1 rRNA gene (running past one end of the window) is annotated in these 1,335 nt (G+C 53.5%); it reads left to right on the forward strand.

Features of this window, described 5'->3' with window-relative positions:
• Positions 1–1,314 (forward strand): 23S ribosomal RNA (locus AC3WWR_RS30775) (it extends 1,260 nt beyond the left edge of the window).
• The last annotated feature ends 21 nt before the right edge of the window (positions 1,315–1,335 follow it).

Here is a 1,335-nt window from a genome sequence, read left to right on the forward strand (position 1 = left end):
ATAACCAGGAACCGTACCCCAAACCGACACAGGTGGTTGGGTAGAGAATACCAAGGCGCTTGAGAGAACTCGGGTGAAGGAACTAGGCAAAATGGCACCGTAACTTCGGGAGAAGGTGCGCCGGTGAGGGTGAAGGACTTGCTCCGTAAGCCCACGCCGGTCGAAGATACCAGGCCGCTGCGACTGTTTATTAAAAACACAGCACTCTGCAAACACGAAAGTGGACGTATAGGGTGTGACGCCTGCCCGGTGCCGGAAGGTTAATTGATGGGGTTAGCTAACGCGAAGCTCTTGATCGAAGCCCCGGTAAACGGCGGCCGTAACTATAACGGTCCTAAGGTAGCGAAATTCCTTGTCGGGTAAGTTCCGACCTGCACGAATGGCGTAACGATGGCGGCGCTGTCTCCACCCGAGACTCAGTGAAATTGAAATCGCTGTGAAGATGCAGTGTATCCGCGGCTAGACGGAAAGACCCCGTGAACCTTTACTATAGCTTTGCACTGGACTTTGAATTTGCTTGTGTAGGATAGGTGGGAGGCTTTGAAGCGTGGACGCCAGTTCGCGTGGAGCCATCCTTGAAATACCACCCTGGCAACTTTGAGGTTCTAACTCAGGTCCGTTATCCGGATCGAGGACAGTGTATGGTGGGTAGTTTGACTGGGGCGGTCTCCTCCTAAAGAGTAACGGAGGAGTACGAAGGTGCGCTCAGACCGGTCGGAAATCGGTCGTAGAGTATAAAGGCAAAAGCGCGCTTGACTGCGAGACAGACACGTCGAGCAGGTACGAAAGTAGGTCTTAGTGATCCGGTGGTTCTGTATGGAAGGGCCATCGCTCAACGGATAAAAGGTACTCCGGGGATAACAGGCTGATACCGCCCAAGAGTTCATATCGACGGCGGTGTTTGGCACCTCGATGTCGGCTCATCACATCCTGGGGCTGAAGCCGGTCCCAAGGGTATGGCTGTTCGCCATTTAAAGTGGTACGCGAGCTGGGTTTAGAACGTCGTGAGACAGTTCGGTCCCTATCTGCCGTGGACGTTTGAGATTTGAGAGGGGCTGCTCCTAGTACGAGAGGACCGGAGTGGACGAACCTCTGGTGTTCCGGTTGTCACGCCAGTGGCATTGCCGGGTAGCTATGTTCGGAATAGATAACCGCTGAAAGCATCTAAGCGGGAAACTAGCCTCAAGATGAGATCTCACTGGGACCTTGAGTCCCCTGAAGGGCCGTCGAAGACTACGACGTTGATAGGTTGGGTGTGTAAGCGCTGTGAGGCGTTGAGCTAACCAATACTAATTGCCCGTGAGGCTTGACCATATAACACCCAAGCAATTTGAT

This window comes from Pseudomonas sp. EB271-G4-1 (genome assembly GCF_058791355.1).